The organism is Rossellomorea sp. GQ25, from assembly GCF_059758515.1.
Window position 1 is genome coordinate 1 of sequence record NZ_JCAXEQ010000024.1, and the last position, 1,314, is coordinate 1,314.

Here is a 1,314-nt window from a genome sequence, read left to right on the forward strand (position 1 = left end):
GGTGTCAATCCACAGCTTCGGTGATACGTTTAGCCCCGGTACATTTTCGGCGCAGAGTCACTCGACCAGTGAGCTATTACGCACTCTTTAAATGGTGGCTGCTTCTAAGCCAACATCCTGGTTGTCTAAGCAACTCCACATCCTTTTCCACTTAACGTATACTTTGGGACCTTAGCTGGTGGTCTGGGCTGTTTCCCTTTCGACTACGGATCTTATCACTCGCAGTCTGACTCCCATGGATAAGTCTTTGGCATTCGGAGTTTGTCTGAATTCGGTAACCCGATGAGGGCCCCTAGTCCAAACAGTGCTCTACCTCCAAGACTCTTACACATGAGGCTAGCCCTAAAGCTATTTCGGAGAGAACCAGCTATCTCCAAGTTCGATTGGAATTTCTCCGCTACCCACACCTCATCCCCGCACTTTTCAACGTGCGTGGGTTCGGACCTCCATTCAGTGTTACCTGAACTTCATCCTGGACATGGGTAGATCACCTGGTTTCGGGTCTACGACCACATACTCAATTCGCCCTATTCAGACTCGCTTTCGCTACGGCTCCGTCTCATCGACTTAACCTTGCATGGGATCGTAACTCGCCGGTTCATTCTACAAAAGGCACGCCATCACTCGTTAACGAGCTCTGACTACTTGTAGGCACACGGTTTCAGGTTCTATTTCACTCCCCTTCCGGGGTGCTTTTCACCTTTCCCTCACGGTACTGGTTCACTATCGGTCACTAGGGAGTATTTAGCCTTGGGAGATGGTCCTCCCAGCTTCCGACGGGATTTCACGTGTCCCGCCGTACTCAGGATCCACTCAAGAGAGAATGAAGTTTCAACTACAGGGTTGTTACCTTCTTTGACGAGCCTTTCCAGACTTCTTCGTCTACTTCATTCCTTTGTAACTCCGTATAGAGTGTCCTACAACCCCAAGAGGCAAGCCTCTTGGTTTGGGCTACATCCCGTTTCGCTCGCCGCTACTCAGGGAATCGCAATTGCTTTCTCTTCCTCCAGGTACTTAGATGTTTCAGTTCCCTGGGTCTGCCTTCCATACTCTATGTATTCAAGTAAGGATATTGTTCCATTACGAACAATGGGTTCCCCCATTCGGAAATCTCTGGATCAAAGCTCACTTACAGCTCCCCAAAGCATATCGGTGTTAGTCCCGTCCTTCGTCGGCTCCTAGTGCCAAGGCATCCACCGTGCGCCCTTCATAACTTAACCGAATTGGTTGTTACATCAGGTTTAAAACCTAAAATGGCGATACTCGGTAATTTCTTGACTATCAATTTATCTTTATCTAGTTTTCAAAGAACAA

At 48.5% G+C, this 1,314-nt stretch carries 1 rRNA gene; it reads right to left on the reverse strand.

Features of this window, described 5'->3' with window-relative positions:
* Nucleotides 1-1,220, reverse strand: a 23S ribosomal RNA gene (locus AC6CIB_RS23585); the annotation flags it as partial.
* Nucleotides 1,221-1,314 lie beyond the last annotated feature (94 nt).